This is a genomic window from Streptomyces sp. NPDC104226, assembly GCF_055584085.1.
Genome location: NZ_JBVJMS010000001.1, coordinates 788,239 through 805,533, shown reverse-complemented (window position 1 = coordinate 805,533; position 17,295 = coordinate 788,239). Strand labels below are relative to the sequence as shown.

The following is a 17,295-nucleotide window of genomic DNA, read 5'->3' as shown; positions in this document are numbered from 1 at the left end:
CGTGTCCCCCGGAGGCCCCGGGAGGCGGGGTCATGCCGACCGGGCGGACGATGGACCCGTAGGACCCGGTTCCCGGAGGGCCCGCCCGAGCAGCTCGGGGCCCGACGGCGACCGCGGGCGCAGGGGAGACTGCGGCGTTGGGAACAGGTGCCAGATGAACGAGCGCGTCCCGGTCGACGACCTGATCAGCAGCGCCGCCCAGGCGGCAGGCGGATGGCTGGGCGCACTGCCGGTCGCCCTGGTCGCCACCAGTGCGGACGGAACGATCGTGCGCTGGAACCAGGTCGCCCAGGAACTGCTGGGCTACGCCCCTCCGCAGATGCTGGGGCGCAACATCGCAGACCTCCTCCATCCGGGATCCGACCGCAGCCTGGGCCGCTCGCTCTGGGAAGCCGCGGCAGCCGGGCGGGGCGTGATGGGCACGGTGACCGCCTGGCACCGCGACGGGCACCCGCTGGAGCTGGAGATCTGGGCCTCCCCGGTGTCCGACCGCCGGTACGAGGTGGCCACCGTGCTGGTGTTCGCCGCCGACGCCCACGCGGCACGGCGCATCCGGGGGTCGTCGGCGGTCTGGGACGGCTTGTTCGCCCGCTCTCCGGTCGGCATCGCGATCCTCGACTCGCAGCTGCGGTTCCTGCAGGTCAACGCCGCGCTCGAAGCCATGAACGGGCTGCCGGAATCGGCGCACGTGGGGCGCAGCCTGGCGCAGATCCTTCCGGAGGTGAACGCCCGCGAGATGGAAGACGCCATGCTCCAGGTGCTGGAGACCGGGCGGCCGGTCCTCGACCGCCGCCGGGTCGGACGGACACCGTCGGAACCGGAGCACGACCGCGTGTGGTCCTGCTCCTACGTACGGGTGGAGGATCCCGCCGGCATGCCGATCGGCGTCATCGCCTCGCTCGTCGACATCACCGAGCAGCAGCGCGACCACGTGGAAGCCGAAGCCGGACGCCGCCGCCTCGCCCTGCTCAGCGAGGCCAGCATGAGGGTCGGCTCCAGCCTCGACCTGGAGCGCACCGCACAGGAACTCGCCGATCTGGCCGTACCGCGCCTCGCCGACGCCGTGACCGTGGACGTCCTGGACGCGCTGGCGCGCGGGGACGAGCCCGGCATGGGGCTGACCGGAGGATCCGCCCTGCGGCGCCTCGGCAAGGCCCCGCTGTCCGGATCCAAGGTGACCGACGTCCTCGCCCCCCTCGGCAGGACGCTCGCCTTCCCCGCCGCCGCTCCCTACACGCAGGCCCTCGCGGCCCGGCAGCCCTTCCTGGCCGCCCGGCTCGACGAACAGGCCGTCGCCCCCGCCGCCCGGCACTCGGCCAAGCCCGCCCAGCTGGTCTCGGTGGGCGTGCACTCCCTGATCATGGCGCCCCTGGTGGCCCGGGAGACGGTCCTCGGCGTCGCCACCTTCTACCGCACGCGCCCGATAGGACCCTTCGGCTCCGAGGACGTCACCCTCGCCGGTGAGCTCGCCGCCCGCGCCGCGCTCAGCATCGACAACGCCCGGCTCTACCACCACGAGCACGACACCGCGGTCGTCCTGCAGCGCAGCATGCTCCCGCAGCACATCACCCCGCCGCCCGGCATCGCGGTCAGTCACCGCTACCTCCCCGCCAGCGACGTCAACGAGATCGGCGGGGACTGGTACGACGTCCTGACCGGGGCCGACGGCAAGGCGGCCCTGCTCATCGGCGACGTCATGGGGCACGGCATCGCGGCCGCCGCGGTCATGGGCCGGCTGTCCGCCTCCGTACGGGCCCTCGCACGCCTGGACCTCTCGCCCGTACGGCTGCTCCACCAGCTGGAAGCCGTCCTCGGCGATCTCGCCGAGCCGATGCTCGCCACCTTCCTGTACGTCGTCTGCGACCCGGCCACCGGACAGTGCACCGTCACCCGGGCCGGACACCCGCCGCCCGCACTCGTGCTCCCCGACGGCACGGTCCGGCTCCTGGACACCCCGCCCGGTGTCCCCCTGGGGGTCGGGGGCATCGACTTCACTCCCACCGACATCACCGTGCCTCCGGGCAGCCTTCTCGTGCTCTATACCGACGGACTCATCGAGGCCCGGGGCCGTGACCTCGACGAACGGCTCGCCGAGCTGACGCAGCTGCTCGCGGATCCGCAGCGGCACCTGGACCACCTGTGCGACTCGCTGATCACCCACCTCGTCCCGGCGGCGGCCGACGACGACGTGGCACTCCTCGTCGCCCGCATCGGCGGGCTGCCGTGAGGGGCGCTACGGGTGGACGACCCGCAGACGGGTGACCGCGAGATCGAGGGCCCCGCGTACGTGGCCGCCCGGGGCGGCGGCGGTCCGGCGCAGGAAGGCGACGGTCTCGGCGGTGACGACCTCGCCGGGCAGCACGTTGGGGATGCCGGGCGGGTACGCGGCCAGGGTGTCCGCGCAGACGAAGCCGACGGCCTCCTCGGCGGGGACCACCAGGGCAGGGCTGAGGAAACGCATCGCGGGCCGTGAGCCGGGCGGGACCCGGCCGAGGCAGGGAGAGCGGTGCCCCGACCGCGGCGTCGTTCCCGGACGCGGTGAGCGGGGACGGCAAGCAGTGCAGGGCCTCGACGAACCGGTCCGTATCGGGAGCGGACCCGGCGCCGATCACGGCGACGATCGCGGAGCCGGTGGCCACCTCGACCATGATCTGGTGGTCCCGGAAGAGCAGCCGACCCGCACGACCCCTGTGACAGGGTGCTGGCCTGTGCCCAGGAGGGCTTCGAGCCAGGGTCGCCCCGCGGCACGTGGCTGCGGGGCGCCTTGCGGGGTTGGTCAGTCGATCTGCTCCCCGTCCTTCGTCCCGCCCATGCAGTAGTTGCCGTCGTCGTTGCTCGCGGGCGTTCCGCCGCCGTCCTTGCATTCGGACGGGGTGACGACGGAGGGGGCCGGCTCCCGCAGCGGCGTGCCGCGCGGCGGAGAGGGTGCGACGCTGGAATGAGGACCAGGACCACGCGGCCAACCCCGAAGGCAGGTGCGTCCCCCATGCACGCGTCGACCCGTATCGCCGGTGCCGTCACCGGCCTGACCCTCATCCTCGGCGGCGCCGTCATCGCCGCCCCCGCGGTCCGGGCGGACATCCCCGCCTGCACGCAGATGGCCGAACTGGCCGGTGCCACCGCTTCCGAGTCCGCCTCAGCGGCCTGCAGCCGTGGCGTGTCCGGCGACCTGCAGGGTTGTGTGACCGGACTGAGCGAGGCCGGAGTCGCGGGTGGCGCCGCGACCGGTGCCTGCCGGGCGGCCGCCCACGAACCGCGCTAGCGAATCGCACACGCACGCGGCGTACCGATGCGGAGCCGGACGGTCACCGACCGGGCACGGCGCCCCGCCCCCGCCTCGCGGGCCCCATCCGGAGCGCCCATGCTGAGTAAGAGGGCGCCGTCGTCTTGAGACTTGTCCCTCCCGAAGGCCGGACGAAGGCGCCTGAGAGGAGGAAGACGTCATGCGCATGCGAAGAATCCTGGGCCTGGCCCTCGCCTCGGCAACCCTGGCCGGCATGAGCGCCTTCGGCGCGGTCAGCGCAGGAGCCGTCTCGTCCCCGAACATCACCGGAGAAGAGTGCACGGCCGCCGGCGGACAGACCACTTCCGTCCCGTACGGCGGCGACTTCTGTGTGCTGCCCGACGGAAGCAAGCAGAGAATCACCTGACGCACGGAGCAGCCCGTAAGGGCGTGTAACAGCACCGACAAAGAGCCGACCGGCACGGTACGACCGCCGGTCGGCTCCGCCGTGCTCCACGGCGATCCAGGGGCGACTCCGTCGTTCGGCCCATCAAGGGCATCGGCCGCAACGCCGAAAAGGACCAAGCGGAGTCGCCCCGCCCTCGCGTTCCGGTACGCCTCCGCGCCCCGGGCCGTCCGACGACGGCGGTCCCGCGCCCTGCCGACAGGCCCGGAGGAGATCCCGTATGCGCGTCGTCCTGCCCCTGACCGCCGTCACCACCGCCGTGCTCCTGCTCGGCACCGCCACCGGCGCAACTCCCGCCGCAGCAGAGCGGAACCCCGACGGCGCACCACTGGTCAAGGTCTCCCAGGGCGACCCGTACGCGCAGTGCACCATCGGAGCCAGGTCCCCCGACAGCGTCGCCTACCCGGCCACCGAGGTCGAGCCGTACCTGTCCGTCGACCCGCGCGACTCCAAGCGCGTGGTCACCGTGTTCCAGCAGGACCGCTGGAACGACGGCGGCGCCCGTGGCCTGGCGGCCAGTTGGACCACGGACGGCCACACCTTCCACCGGAGCACGCTGCCGTTCAGCCTGTGCGCCCCGGGCGGAGCCGACTTCGAACGGGCCTCCGACCCCTGGGTGAGCACCGGGCCGGACGGCACCGTCTACGCGAGCGGCGAGGGCGTCGACTTCACCAAGAGCACGCGAACGGGCCTCCTGGCGGCCACGTCCCGCGACGGCGGCCGCACGTGGCAGAACCTCACCACCACGCACGTCGACGAGCAGCCGTTCTTCAACGACAAGCCGTCGCTCACCGCCGACCCGATCCGCGAGGGCACCGCGTACCAGGTCTGGAACCGCCTCGACAACGACCCGCCCGGCCCCAGCTCCCTCGACGGTCCTGGCTACATCTCGGTGACCCGAGACGGCGGCCGCACCTGGAGCGGGGCCCGGCCCTTCGTCGACACCGACAGCGTGCCCAACACCCAGACCATCGGCCATCAGATCGTCGTCGACCGGAACACCGGCACCCTGTACGACTTCTTCGACCGGATCACCTACACCGACGACCTCGGCGCCGTCGCCGAAGCCCGCTACGAGGTGGTCACCTCGACCGACGCCGGGGAGACCTGGAGCGCCCCGGTCACCGCGGCACGGGACACCTCCGTACCGGAGGTCGACCCGAACGACCCCTCCATCCTGCTGCGCGCCGCGTCCACCCTGCCCAGCCCGGCCGTCGACCCGAAGACGGGCACGCTCTACATGGCGTACGAGGGCTCGGACTTCTCCGGCGGCAGGTTCGACTCGGTCCAGATGGTGCGCTCCACGGACGGCGGACTCACGTGGGGTGCACCGGAGTTGATCAGCCCGAAGAACGTGCCGGCCTTCTCCCCGTCGATCGCGGTCGACGAGCGGGGCACGGTCGCACTCACCTACTACGACCTGCGCTTCCTCAAGCCGGGCGACACGACCACCCTGCCCACCGCCTACCAGCTGGCCACCCTGCCGCACGGGGACCCGGAGCGCCGGACCGAGCGACGCATCTCCCGGATCTTCGACTGGCTGCAGGCGCCTTTCGCCGGAGGCTACTTCCTCGGTGACTACCAAGGCCTGGTCGCGGACGGCGAGGGCGTCCGGGCGGTGCTCACCGAGACCCACTCCGACGCGCCCCGGAACCGCACGGACGTCTACACCGGAAGTTTCCGCACCCGCTAGCCGCGTGCGCGCCTGCGGCGCAGCAGGATGCCGACCGCCGCTCCGGCCAGGGCCGTTGCGACCACTCCGGCCGTGGTCCACCAGACGGCGGGACCGGTGCCCGGTTCCGCCGGGGTCGCGGAGGCCGTTGCGGGGGCCGGTGTCGGCGTGGGCGTCTGCGTCGGGGTCTGCGCCTGTGTCTGCGCCTGTGTGCCGGTCGGTGCGGACGACGGGCCGGCGGGGCGGGGACCCGGGGTGCCGGTGGCCGGGGCCGGATCCACCACCGGTACGCCGACTTCGAGTTCCCCGTGCCCGAGGGCGGGGAAGCCCACGTCCACGGTGACCTTCCAGGCGCCGGGCGGCAGGGACTCGGCCGTGGTCCAGCCGGCCGGCGCTGCGGCGGGATCGCGCACCAGGCGCCAGGGCCCCAGCGTGCGGGCGCCGTCGGCGCTGACCGCGTTCACGGTGGCGGCGACCGCCTCTTCGACGGCGTCGCCGTCGTTCTCCCAGGTGACGTCGGCGGTGACGTGGCCTTCCCGCTGCCCGGTGACCACCACCTTCACGGTGTCGCCGTGGGCGTGCGCCACGGCGGGGGACAGCAGGATCAGGCCGACGGCGGTCAGGAGGGCCTGGAAAGCGGTTCGTCTGCGCATCGTGGCGTGCTCCGGGTGTGGTGAGGGCGGTGGGGTGGGGGCGCTGGGTGAGCGGCCGGCGGACGGCAGCGCGGGGCGGCCGTCCGCCGGAGGGGACTGCGGGGAGCTCCGGCGGACGGAAGGATCAGCCGGCCTTCTGCACGGTCCAGGCCTGCGGTGCACGGCCGTCCGCGCGCTGGAGGTCGAGCAGCCAGTTCCCGTAGTAGGGGCGGCTGCTCACGGTCAGCGCGAAGCCGCCGCTCGGGTCGGTGACGCTCACCGCGCCACCGCGGGCGGTCAGCTTCCAGCTCTGCGCACCGCTGCGGCCGCAGGGCTGCTGCGCGACCCACATGCCCGCGGCGGGAGTGCCGCCCGGCTGCAGGCACTTGCCGGAGACCGCGGAGCGGATGCGGACCAGTCCGCTGCCCGCGTCGTCGAAGTACCACTGCTGCTGCGCGTACCCGTTGGAGCGCGCCCCGACGAGCACGGTGCCGTCGGCACTGCGCCCGCCCCATATCTCGGCGGCCGTGCCGGTGCTGCCGTTCCCCAGCAGGTACCGGGTGCCGGGGGTGGTCGCGCCGCCGCCGGTGCCCTTCGTACGGAAGGACGCGGCCTTGCCGGCTCCGCTGTCCCGGCCGGCGCCGTCGCGGACGGAGACGGCGACCGTGTAGGAGGTGTCGGGCCGGAGGTTGTAGACGCGCAGCACCGGGGACTGGACCCAGCCCAGGTGCTTGCCGTTCAGCAGGACCTGGTACCAGGCGGCTCCCTCGACCTTGGGCCAGCTCACGACGGCGGAGTCCGACTGGATCTGGCCGACCGTCACGGCCGGTCCCCCCGTGGGCTTCTTGGTCGGGGTGGGCGTCGGCTTCTTGGTCGGCGAGGGGCTCGGGTTCGGGTTCGGACCGGGGTCGGTACCGCCGCCCTTGTTCTTCATCAGGAACTGGTTGTCGGCGATGTTCCAGTGCGTGGCCAGGTAGCTGCCGGCCTTGGGACTGGTGTGGAAGTAGTCGTCGTGGTTGCAGTCCAGGATGTTCTCGGAGGCCTGATTGGTGCAGATGTTGCGCATCTTCGGGTAGTACGGGGTGTCCGAGTAGCACATGACGTCGAACTCGTCGGTGCAGTGCGCGCCGCGGCTGGTGTTCGGGGCGCTGTTGTTGACCGCGCCGAGGTTGTGGCCGAGTTCGTGCGCCGCGGTGTGGCCGCCCCAGCAGCCGGAGTCCGTACGCCCGTAGGAGGGGCCGAAGTTGCTCAGGTTGGCCTGGCCGGGCCGTTCGTCGCCGTTGAAGGTGCCTATGCCGCAGTAGACCTGGGTGTCCGCGAAGATCATGTACTTGCGGTCGCGGCGGTCGAGTCCCTTGCCGGCGAGGGCGGCGTTGGTCGCGCTGAACTCCGCGAGCGCGGAGTCCGGGAGTTCGATGTTGAGCACGGTCGGGGTGCAGTCGGAGGCCGTCACGTAGCGGATGTGCCGGACTCCTCCGGTCTCCTGGGCACTGGCGGAGTAGATGAGGTCGGCGTCGGCCGCCCACTTGCGGAACGAGGCCACGTACGCGGAGTAGCGGTCTCGGCCGGGGCCGTGGACGTACACGACCTGGACGCGGTTGCCCGTGCTGCCGTCTCCGTCGCACTGGACGGTCTGGCCCGCGGGGCCGGCGGCGACGGTCTGGCCGGAGGCCGAGGGCGCGGGCGCGGCGGACTTGTCGGCCGTGCGGTCGGCGTCGGCCGCGGGCGCGTCCTGAGGACGCCCGCCGTCTTCGCCGGCCGCCGGGTCGTCGGCGGCGGGGCGGGCCGGATCGGCCGCCGGAGCCGAGGCCTTGACGGCGGGCGGGACGTCCTTCCTTATGTCGACGCCCTTGGGCGGGGCGTCGGGACCGTGGGTACACAGCCCCGCGCCGGTCCGGTAGACACCGGCGCACCGGTCGCCCTTGGGCGCGGGGGCGAGGCCGTCGTAGACCATGCCGCGCGCGTTCTCGTTGGCGGGCGCGGCCGCGAGGGGTTCGGGCTCGTGGTCCCGGGCGGGCGCGGCGGCCGGTGCGGCGGCCTCGGCACCGGCCTGTACGGACACGGCCTGGGCACCGTCGCCCAGTCCGGAGTAGGCGATGCCGGCGGCGATCACCGCCGCCGAGGCCATGGCGGCGGTGAGGAGCATCAACCGCCTCGGCTTGCGCCGGTGTTCACGCCGTCTGCGTCTTCCTGTCATGGGCACCTCAAGTCAACGTCGGATGAGTGGGTGCGCGGAAGCCTGCCAGACGAATGCGGCGAAGAATTCGGGCAAAGAGGAAAGTGGGCCGAGAAATCGTTCCGTTACCTGTCCGTCGGATCTGATGAACAATCAACAGGCAATAAAACAACGGGAGTTACGCGCGTCATGCGGTATTGGTCCAGGCCTTTTCTGGGGCAGTCGTTATCCAATCGAGATAACGACTGAAAGCCTATTGACGGGAATTCAGTCAAGGATTCACCTAATCACTACCTGTCGAATTCCCTCGGTCACGAGCCGTGAGCATGGCGATGGCCCACACCGCCCCCTTGGCAGGGTTTGCCTCCTCCGACGAGCTCGACGGCCCGGCGGGCTCCACCGTGGACGGCGCGAAGCGGCAGCTCGGTCCACGGCACCCGAGGGCGCCGGTGCCGGGCCTACGTGCGGGCCGGCGCCGGCGCCCTCGGGCGGGTCGGGCTATGCGGGGTCGGGAGCGTGCAGTTCGCCCGTCCGGGCCACCGCCGCGTACCAGTGTGCGCTCGACTTGGGCGTGCGCTCGAGCGTGTCGTAGTCGACGTGGACCGCTCCGAAGCGCTTGGCGTAGCCGTAGGACCACTCGAAGTTGTCGAGGAGGGACCAGAGGAAGTAGCCGCGGACGTCCGTCCCGGCCCCGATCGCCCGGTGGACCGCGTCGAGGTGTGCGTGGACGTATGCCGCGCGCTCCGGGTCGTGGACCGTGCCGTCCGGGCCGACCTCGTCCTCGTACGCGGCTCCGTTCTCGCTGATCACCAGGGGCAGGCCCGGGTAGCGGGCGGCGGTCCGGGTCAGCAGGTCGTACAGCGCGCTCGGGTCGACCGACCAGCCCATCGCCGTGTGCTCGCCCGGCGCCCGGTGGAAGGCGACCTCGTCCCCACCCGGCCAGGGGGAGTGGTCGCTGTTGCCGTGGCCGTCGTCCTGCGGCCGCTCCGCGCCCTGTACGACGTGGGAGACGACCGTGGGGGTGTAGTAGTTGACGGCGAGCAGGTCCAGGGGCTGGTGGATGGCGGCGGTGTCGCCGTCCCGTACGAAGGACCAGTCGGTCAGGTGCGCGGTGTCGGTGAGGAGGTCCTCCGGGTAGGCGCCCTCCAGCATGGGGCCGAGCCAGATGCGGTTGCCGACGGCGTCGATGCGCCGGGCCGCCTCCCGGTCCTCGGGGGAGGGGGTGAGGGGGCGGACCTCGTGGAGGTTGAGGGAGACCGCGAGCTGAGCGTCTCCGGGCAGCGCGGACCGCAGGGCCTGGACGGCGAGGCCGTGTCCGAGGTTGAGGTGGTGGGCCGCGCGCAGGGCGGCGACCGGGTCGGTGCGGCCCGGGGCGTGGACGCCGGAGGCGTAGCCGAGGAAGGCGCTGCACCAGGGCTCGTTGAGGGTGATCCAGTGCTTCACCCGGTCGCCGAGGGCGCCGGCGACGAGGTCCGCGTAGGCGGCGAAGCGCTCGGCGGTTGCCCGTTCGGGCCAGCCGCCCGCGTCCTCCAGATCCTGGGGCAGGTCCCAGTGGTAGAGCGTGAGGGCGGGTGCGATTCCGGCGGCCAGCAGTTCGTCGACGAGCCGGCGGTAGAAGTCCAGGCCCTTCTGGACGGCCGGTCCCCGGCCGGTCGGCTGGACCCGGGACCAGGAGACGGAGAACCGGTAGGCGCCCAGCCCGAGTTCGGACATCAGGCGGACGTCGTCGCGGAACCGGTGGTAGTGGTCCACCGCCACGTCGCCGGTGTGGCCTTCGAAGACCTTGCCCGGGGTGTGGGAGAAGGTGTCCCAGATGGAGGGGGTCCGGCCGTCCTCGCGGGCGGCGCCCTCGATCTGGTACGCGGCGGTGGCCGTGCCCCACAGGAAGCCGGGCGGGAAGGTGCGGACGGTGGTGAGTGGCAGGGTCTCGGACGCGGTCATAGGAGAGCGCTCCCAACGCGAGCTTGGAGGATGCGGTGCGGACAGGGGGGAGGGGGAGGGGGAGGGGGAGGGGGAGGGGGAGGGGGAGGGGGGCGAACCCGGACGGTCAGTTCTTGACGGCGCCGGCCGTGATGCCGCCCACGATGTGCTTGCCGAGCACGGCGAAGACCAGCAGCAGCGGCAGGGTGGATATGAGGGCGCCGGTCAGTACGACGGCCTGGTCGACGGTGTGGTTGCCCGCGCCGAGACCGGCCAGGGCGACCTGGAGCGTGGGGTTGCCGTCGGGGGTCAGTGCGATGAAGGGCCAGAAGAAGTCGTTCCAGGCCTGGACGAAGACGAGCATTCCGAGGACCGCCATCGCGGGGCGGGCCACGGGGAACACCACGTGCCAGATGATGCGCAGGCTGTGGGCGCCGTCCATCCTGGCCGCTTCCACCAGCTCCACCGGCAAGGCCTCCAGGAGGTACTGGCGCATGAAGAACACGCCGAAGGCGGCGACCAGCGAGGGCAGGACGACCGACTGGAGCTGATCGACCCAGCCGAGGTCGGTGATGATCTGGTAGAGCGGGATCACGCTGAGCTGCGGCGGGATCGTCATGGTCGCCACCACCAGGGCCAGCAGTGCGCCGCGGCCCTTGAAGGGCAGCTTGGCGAAGGCGAAGCCGGCCAGGGTGGAGAACAGGACGGTGGACAGGGCGACGAGCCCGGCCACGACCGTCGTGTTGACCAGCGCCTCGCCCATGTCGACCTGGTTCCAGGCGAAGGAGAGGTTGTCGAAGAGGCGGGGGCCGGGCAGGAGCGGCGCCGGCGCCTCGACGACCCGTTCGCCCGTGTGGGAGGCGGCCACCAGGTTCCAGTACAGGGGGAAGAGGGAGACGAGGGCGGCCACGCCGAGGAAGACGTAGGTGAGCGGTCCCGCGTGGTGCTGGCGTCCCGGCGACTGCCGGAAGCGGTGGGTGCGCGGCGCCTTGGCGGTGGTCGAGGTGGGCGTGGTGGTGGTGCCCGGCGTCGTGGTGGTGGTCGTGTCGAGTGCGTGTGCCATGAGCTCAGCTCCCCGCCTTCTTGTGCATTCCGCCGACGGGGCCGCCGGTGCGGCGGCTGCGCCTGAGGTCGCGGTTGTGGTGGGAGCGGGTGATCAGGGCCTGGACGCCTCCGATGAGCAGGAGGAGGAGCAGCATGACCCAGGCGATGGCCGAGGCCTGGCCCAACGCGCCGGTCACCCAGCCCTTCTCGTACATGAGCAGGCTCAATGTCTGGAACTGGTTGCCGCTGCCGCCGCTGATGCCGACGCTGCCGCCGAAGAGCATCGGTTCGCCGAAGAGCTGGGTGGCGCCGATGGTGGAGACGATGACCGTGAAGAGGATCGTCGGCCGGATGGAGGGGATGGTGACGCTGAGGAACTGGCGCCACCGCGAAGCCCCGTCCAGGGCGGCGGCCTCGTAGAGGTCCTGAGGTACGGCCTGCATGGCCGCCAGGTAGATGAGGGCGTTGTAGCCCGTCCAGCGCCAGGTCACGATCACGGAAATGGCGATCTGGGCCGGCCACTTCGAGGATTCCCAGGCGACCGGCTCGAAGCCGACCCAGCCCAGCGCCGTGTTGATCAGCCCGTAGTCGGTGTTGAAGAGCTGGGCGAAGACGAGGGTGGCCGCCGCGATCGAGGTGGCGTACGGGGCGAGGACCGCGACGCGGAAGAAACCCCGCCCGCGGAGCTTGTAGTTGAGCAGATGGGCCAGGCCGAGAGCCATCAGCAGTTGGGGGACGGTGGCGATGACGCCGATGGTGAAGGTGTTGGCGAGGGCGTTCCAGAAGAACTCGCTGGTCGCCAGGGAGGTGTAGTTCTCCATCCCCTTCCACTGGGCGCTGCCGCCGAGTTCGACCCGGTGGAGGGAGAGCCAGCCGGTGTAGATCAGGGGGAAGAGACCGAAGGCCGCGAAGGTCAGGAAGAAGGGGGCGATGAAGAGGTAGGGCACCGCCTTCAGGTCCAGGCGGTAGAGCGTGCTGCGCAGACCGCTCCGGCCGGATGGCCGCCGGCTGCGCGAGCCGGGTCCGGAGTCGGTGCTCGGGACCGGGGGTTGTGCTACGGGCGGCGGGGAGCCGCCACCCGTCGCCCGTACGGAGGTGGCCACGGGGGCGTCCTTCCAGGTCGGTACGTTCGGTGGTGCGGTGGTGTGCGGACCGCGACGGGCCGCCGCCACTCGCCGGGAGGCCGCGCGAAGGGCGCGCGAGGGCCGCGGGGAGCCGGTGGGGAGCCGGTGGGGCGGCGGTGGCGAGAGGCGGGGAGAGGGCGGGTGGCGGCGGGCCCGTCGCGTGGCCGCGCTACTTGTCGATCTTGTCCTCGACCAGCTTCTTGACGTTCTCCCAGGCCTTCGCCGGGTCGGTGCCGCGCTGCTCGATGTCGAGGATGCCGTTGTCGGTGAGGAAGGTCTTCACCTGGCCGTCCCAGCGGCTGATCGGGGCGGGCGTGATGCCGGCCGCGGCCTCCGAGTAGATCTTGCCGATCGGGGTGTCGCCGAAGTAGGGCAGTTTGGCGTCCTGGACGGTCGCGGAGGTGAGCGTGTCCTTGGAGGAGGGGATGTTGCCGTTCACTCCGAAGACCTTGGCGTGCTGCGCCGGAGCGGTGAGCCAGGCGGCGAGTTCGGCCGCCTCCTTGGCGTGCTTGCCCGACTTCGGCACGGCGAGGAAGGAGCCGCCCCAGTTGCCGGCCACGGGAGGCGAGGCGATGTCCCACTTCCCCTGGTTCTCCGGGCCCGCCTGCTCCTTGATGATGCCCGTCATCCAGCTCGGGCAGGCGACGGTGGCGAACTTCGAGTTCTTGAAGGCCGCGTTCCAGGTGCCCTTCTCGTCGAACTGGCGCAGCTTGGCCGTCAGTTCGCCCTTCGCCGCCGCCACTGCGGTGTCCCACGCCTTCTTCACGCCCGGACTGTTCTGGTAGTCCAGCTCGCCCTTGGCGTTGGCGTACTGGACCGGCTCGCTGGACACCACGGCGTTGAACAGGCCGCTCGCGGAGTCGTGGAAGGAGGTGCCCTCGGGGGCGCTCTTCTTGTACGTCTCGCCGGCCGCGATGAACTTCGCCCAGTCGCCGGCCCAGAGCTTGGAGACCTCCGTGCGATCGGTCGGCAGGCCCGCCTTGGCGAAGAGGTCCTTGTTGTAGCAGATGGCCATCGGGCCGATGTCCGTGCCGAGGCCGATGACCTTGCCGTCGGCCGTGGTGGCCTGCTTGACCTTCCAGTCGAGGAACGCGCCGAGGTCCGCGCCGCCCGTCTTGCCGAGGTCGGCCCACTTGTCCGCCAGGGCGGAACCGGTCGCCTCCGCGATGTAGCCGACCTCCAGGGCCTGGATGTCCGCGAGGCCGCTGTCGCGGGAGAGGCGCAGCTTGAGGGTGTCCCAGTACTTCTGGCCGTCGGCGACGTTCGACTCTTCGATCTTGATGTTGGGGTGGGCCTTCTCGTACTCGGCGTAGAGCTTGGCCCCGGTGGTGTTGTCGTATCCGAAGGATCCGAAGGTCCCGATCCGCAGCGTGATCTGCTCGCCGCCGGCCGCGCCGCCCTTCTTGTCGCCGTCGCCGCCGTCACCGCCGCAGCCGGTGAGCAAAGCCGCGCCGGTCGCGACGGCGACGGCCGTGGCGACCGCGGTGACGGTGGTACGGCGTCCGCGTCTGCTGCTGGAAGTGCGCATTCCACTCTCCTCGTCCAAGGTGGTGCTCGTTGTGCGCCAGGGGGTCCGGCGGGCTGTTCGCGGCTCGGCGAGGGCCCGCCCGGACCTGATGTGAAAGCCGTTGTCGCCCCCGAATGGGAGCGCTCCCACGTCGCTGCCGGAAGGTTGCTGCCTGGCGGGCGCAGGTGTCAAGAGATGAAGGCGAATTCATTACACGGCGGCCCCCGGAGCCGGTTCGCCTTCCCGTCGGGCGTGGAGCCCCGTCGGGTTGTGAACGCAGGCGTGGAAGATGCGGTGGATCGGCGGTAGTGTGGGAGCGCTCCCATCCGGCGTGGGCGTAACGTGTGCCGCGCAGAGCGATGGGTACGAGGGGAGTTCGAGGGTCGTGAACGGACGGCAGAACGGCAGGCCCACCCTGGAGGCGGTCGCGGCCCTGGCCGGTGTCGGCCGGGGCACGGTGTCCCGGGTGATCAACGGTTCGCCGCGGGTGAGCGAACAGGCCAGGGAAGCAGTGGCCCGCGCCGTCGCGGAGCTGGGGTACGTGCCCAACCAGGCAGCCCGGGCCCTGGCCGGCAGCCGGACCGACGCGGTGGCCCTGGTGATTCCGGAGACCGAGGCCAGGGTGTTCTCGGAGCCGTACTTCCTCGACCTGATCCGCGGGGTCAGCGCCGAGCTCGCCGAAGCCGACAAGCAGCTGCTGCTCACCCTGGTCCGCACCGAGGCCGAGCGCCGCCGGTTCGAGGACTATCTGGCCGCCCAGCGGGTCGACGGCGTCCTGCTCGCCTCCGTGCACGGGGACGATCCGCTGCCCGACCGGATCGCGAGGCTGGGGCTGCCGGTCGTCATGAACGGCCGGCGCTCCGAAGCCGAACCGGTCGCCTACGTGGACTCCGACAACATCGGCGCGGGCAGGGCTGCCGTCGCCCACCTCGCCGGGCGGGGCCGGAGCCGGATCGCGACCATCAGCGGCCCGCTCGACATGTACGTGGCCCGCGCCCGCCTCGGCGGCTACCGGGCCGGGCTCGCCGAGGCCGGAATCCAGCCCGACGAATCGCTCGTCGCGACCGCCGACTTCACCGAGGCGGGCGGCCGGCTGGCGATGCGCGAGCTCCTGGAACGCAGCCCCGGGCTGGACGCGGTCTTCGCCGCCTCCGACGTGATGGCGGCCGGCGCGCGCGGAGTGCTCCGCGAGGCCGGGCGGCGGATCCCCGAGGACGTGGCCCTCGTAGGGGTGGACGACTCCGCGGTGGCCCGCCTGATGGACCCGCCGCTGACGAGCGTGCGCCAGCCGATCGAGGAGATGGGCCGCACGATGACCCGGCTGCTGCTCCAGAAGATCGCGGAGGAGTTCGGGCCCGGTTCCGCGTCGCCGGCGGGGAAGGGCGAGGAGCCCCGCCGGGTCCTGCCGACGGAACTGGTCGTGCGGGACTCCTCCTGAGCGGTACGGGGTGACGGGGTGACGGGCCGAAGCCCGGAGTCCTTCGGAAGCGGAGGCTTCCGAAGAACTCCGGGCCGCTCACCCGTCCCGCGTCACAGCGCCGGGTGGGCGTTCTTCATGAGCTCCTGGAACTGGGCGGAGAACCACTGGCCGGAGAGCGGTGCGTCGGGGAGGGAGCCCGACATGCTGTTGCCGTTGCGGGCGTTGCCCGTGTAGGTGGGGTCGCACATCCGGTCGAAGCCCTTGCCCTCGTTGTTCGGGATCTCCTTGCTCGCCCCGTCGGACTCGCCCGGCGGCTTGATCCACACGTACGCGTCGATGCCCGCGGCCGGGGCGGCCTGGGGCCGTTCTCCGAGACCTGCGCCGGCCTGGTTGCACCAGTTGCCGAGGTGGATGCGCCGGTCGTAGCGGCCGCCGTTGACGTACGTGTCCACGCTCGTCAGCGCGCCGGGGCCGGTCGGGCGTGCCGTGCCGCCCCAGCCGTTGCGGGAGGTGTCGATGAGCATGCCGATGTTCGCGTCGAAGCCGATGGAGACCAGCTTGGAGCGCATGCCCTGGGCGTAGGACAGTTCGTCGGTGTACCGGTTCCAGTCGACCCACTTCGACTGGCGTACGGAGGTGCCGTTGACCGAGTCGTCGATCTTGAAGTGGTCTTCCTTGAGGGCGCTGTAGTTGGCCGTGTTGACGATGAAGCCGTGCACCTTGGAGAGCGTGGAACCCTCGGCCGTGGCGGCCTGCTTGAACAGCTCGGCGGAGGGGCCCAGGTTGTCGTCCCAGCCGAGCCAGCCGTGGTGGCCGGCGTCCACGTAGTTGTAGACGTTGGCGATCGAGCCGAGCTTGTTGAGGGCGTAGCCGACGCCCTTGATGTAGTTGCCGTTGGCCTTCATCACGTCGCAGTTGGCGGTGACCGTGGGACGCCCGGAGACGTTGGTGACCAGGTTGGGCAGGGAGTCGATCTCGACGGTGGTGACGATCCGCAGTCCCGCGTACTTGGAGTCGGCGAGGATCGCGGCGATCGGGTCGATGTACTGGGTCTTGTACGCGGCGATGTCGGTGGGGCCCAGTTCGCCGTTGGAGGCGAGGGCGGCGCAGTCCCGGCCGGGCAGGTTGTAGATCACCAGCTGGACGACGAGCTCACCGCTGCCCTTCTGGGCCAGGGCCGCGTCCAGGTGGGCGCGCAGCCCCATCGAGCCGTTGGCTCCCGCGACGGCCGCGATGCGGTCCAGCCAGACGCCGGTGGGCTGGTTGGCCACCCTGGAGCCGCCCGGTTCGGCGGCGGCCTTGGCGGACCATTCGGGGTTCACGTACACCTTGGCCCCGGCGTACGGGTTGTCGGCCTTGCCGCCCGTGGGCGGCGGGGTGGTCGGCGGTGTCGTGGGCGGGGTGGTGGGCGGTGTCGTCGGGGGAGTGGTCGGCGGCTGGGTCGGGTCCGGGGCGCCGTTGCAGGTGACGCCGTTGAGCTTGAACGTCGCGGGGACGGCGTTCGTGCCGGTGTGCGAACCGTTGAACCCGAAGGACGTCGAACCACCGGTGGCCAGCGACCCGTTGTACGACATGCTCCTGGCGGTCACGGCCGCCCCGGACTGGGTGATCGTGGCGTTCCAGCCCTGGGTGACCTGCTGGCCGTTCGCGTAGGACCACTCCAGGGTCCAGGCGGCGACCGGGTCACCGGTGTTGGTGACGACCACGTTCGCGCCGAAGCCGGTGTTCCACTGGTTGGTGATCTGGTACTCGACCTTGCAGCCGGTGGTGGCGGCGCCGGCGCTGGTACCGAAGACGGTCGCGGTGGCGCCGGCGGCCGTGACGAGACTGAGGGCCGCCAGCAGGGCGGTGCGGGGGATCGTGCGGCTCATTGTGTGGGGTGCCTTTCCGTTCAGGGCCGCGCAGGCGGTAGCGCCGCCCGGTGCCGAAGGGGGTGGACGTGCGAGGGGGCGGCCCCGGAGGGGCCGTTGGAGGTGTTCGGGGCGTTCCGGGTCCGGCCGGGACAGAAGGGGGCGCGGAGGTCGATCCAGACCATGACGCGGCCGACGAGTCTCGGGCAGGTGCCGCCGTCGCGCGGGGTGAGCACTGCTCCGCCGAGCAGTGCTGACAGA

General features: G+C 71.7%; 13 protein-coding genes. 5 read left to right on the top strand and 8 right to left on the bottom strand.

The genetic code is table 11. From position 1 onward, the window contains the following. The first annotated feature begins 154 nt into the window (after positions 1 to 154). A complete protein-coding gene (locus ACZ60J_RS03585) occupies positions 155 to 2,227 on the top strand; it encodes a SpoIIE family protein phosphatase (RefSeq protein WP_469678716.1) in 2,073 nt (690 codons plus the stop codon). A gap of 6 nt (positions 2,228 to 2,233) precedes the next feature. Here ACZ60J_RS03585 and ACZ60J_RS03580 read toward each other — a convergent pair whose 3' ends face one another. After that, entirely contained in the window at positions 2,234 to 2,461 is a 228-nt protein-coding gene (locus tag ACZ60J_RS03580; protein WP_469678714.1) for an Orn/Lys/Arg family decarboxylase, read from the bottom strand. Between the two features lie 525 nt (positions 2,462 to 2,986). Between ACZ60J_RS03580 and ACZ60J_RS03575 the strand changes: the two genes are divergently transcribed. The 3 genes from ACZ60J_RS03575 (at position 2,987) to ACZ60J_RS03565 (ending at position 5,382) form a co-directional block, all read left to right on the top strand. After that, positions 2,987 to 3,262, top strand: coding sequence for a hypothetical protein (locus ACZ60J_RS03575; RefSeq protein WP_469678712.1), 276 nt, complete (start codon positions 2,987 to 2,989; stop codon positions 3,260 to 3,262). A 181-nt stretch (positions 3,263 to 3,443) separates the two neighbouring features. Then, the gene (locus ACZ60J_RS03570) at positions 3,444 to 3,650 is read left to right on the top strand and encodes a hypothetical protein (protein WP_469678710.1); all 207 of its coding nucleotides are present in this window, start codon (positions 3,444 to 3,446) and stop codon (positions 3,648 to 3,650) included. Positions 3,651 to 3,909: 259 nt separating this feature from the next. Next, positions 3,910 to 5,382: a sialidase family protein gene (locus ACZ60J_RS03565; RefSeq protein ID WP_469678708.1), complete on the top strand. Its 1,473-nt coding sequence runs from the start codon at positions 3,910 to 3,912 to the stop codon at positions 5,380 to 5,382. On the opposite strand, the gene ACZ60J_RS03560 is transcribed toward ACZ60J_RS03565, so the two are convergent. From ACZ60J_RS03560 to ACZ60J_RS03535, 6 genes are all read right to left on the bottom strand, one after another. Beyond that, positions 5,379 to 6,014 (bottom strand): hypothetical protein, encoded by a 636-nt coding sequence (locus ACZ60J_RS03560; RefSeq protein WP_469678706.1) that lies wholly within the window; start codon positions 6,012 to 6,014, stop codon positions 5,379 to 5,381. The two genes, ACZ60J_RS03565 and ACZ60J_RS03560, sit on opposite strands and share 4 nt — an antisense overlap. Positions 6,015 to 6,138: 124 nt before the next feature. Beyond that, the gene (locus tag ACZ60J_RS03555; RefSeq protein WP_469678704.1) at positions 6,139 to 8,139 is read right to left on the bottom strand and encodes an RICIN domain-containing protein; all 2,001 of its coding nucleotides are present in this window, start codon (positions 8,137 to 8,139) and stop codon (positions 6,139 to 6,141) included. A 528-nt stretch (positions 8,140 to 8,667) separates the two neighbouring features. Then, positions 8,668 to 10,110 (bottom strand): GH1 family beta-glucosidase, encoded by a 1,443-nt coding sequence (locus ACZ60J_RS03550; RefSeq protein ID WP_469678702.1) that lies wholly within the window; start codon positions 10,108 to 10,110, stop codon positions 8,668 to 8,670. A 106-nt stretch (positions 10,111 to 10,216) separates the two neighbouring features. Continuing rightward, positions 10,217 to 11,152 (bottom strand): carbohydrate ABC transporter permease, encoded by a 936-nt coding sequence (locus ACZ60J_RS03545; RefSeq protein WP_469678700.1) that lies wholly within the window; start codon positions 11,150 to 11,152, stop codon positions 10,217 to 10,219. A gap of 4 nt (positions 11,153 to 11,156) precedes the next feature. Further along, positions 11,157 to 12,236 (bottom strand): carbohydrate ABC transporter permease, encoded by a 1,080-nt coding sequence (locus tag ACZ60J_RS03540; protein WP_469678698.1) that lies wholly within the window; start codon positions 12,234 to 12,236, stop codon positions 11,157 to 11,159. A gap of 190 nt (positions 12,237 to 12,426) precedes the next feature. Then, positions 12,427 to 13,785 carry an ABC transporter substrate-binding protein gene (locus ACZ60J_RS03535; RefSeq protein ID WP_469678696.1) on the bottom strand — a complete coding sequence of 453 codons (1,359 nt, stop codon included), beginning with the start codon at positions 13,783 to 13,785 and terminating at the stop codon, positions 12,427 to 12,429. 364 nt (positions 13,786 to 14,149) lie between these two features. Between ACZ60J_RS03535 and ACZ60J_RS03530 the strand changes: the two genes are divergently transcribed. Beyond that, the gene (locus ACZ60J_RS03530) at positions 14,150 to 15,202 is read left to right on the top strand and encodes a LacI family DNA-binding transcriptional regulator (RefSeq protein ID WP_469678694.1); all 1,053 of its coding nucleotides are present in this window, start codon (positions 14,150 to 14,152) and stop codon (positions 15,200 to 15,202) included. A gap of 92 nt (positions 15,203 to 15,294) precedes the next feature. Here ACZ60J_RS03530 and ACZ60J_RS03525 read toward each other — a convergent pair whose 3' ends face one another. Further along, entirely contained in the window at positions 15,295 to 17,055 is a 1,761-nt protein-coding gene (locus ACZ60J_RS03525) for a glycoside hydrolase family 6 protein (protein ID WP_469678692.1), read from the bottom strand. Positions 17,056 to 17,295 lie beyond the last annotated feature (240 nt).